Annotated in this window: 1 protein-coding gene; it reads right to left on the bottom strand. The window is 52.3% G+C overall.

From position 1 onward, the window contains the following. The coding region (locus SB775_RS30935; RefSeq protein WP_486360727.1) for a VOC family protein at positions 1-260 on the bottom strand (260 nt) is incomplete at both ends.

Genomic DNA, 260 nt, shown 5'->3' with positions numbered 1-260 from the left:
GACCGTTCCGACACCCATCTGGCCGGTACCGACACGTGTTTGTTTAATATCCAATATGTTTCCAAGCGCTCCATCCGATACCAAGCGGACGTAATCGCCTTGCTGCTCTTGGCGGGAAAAGCCGATCACTTCTTCCAATAATTCCTCAGTCTTCTTGGCATTGGCCGTAAACAAAACAGCCCCTGCAAAGCCTTTAATGGCATTGGCTTCTGTAATCCCGCCGCCTGTCCATCCGCTGGCTTGGCCGGTTTCACGTTCGA

It is taken from the genome of Peribacillus sp. SIMBA_075, from assembly GCF_046534585.1.
This window is presented reverse-complemented; position numbering and strand designations above follow the sequence as displayed.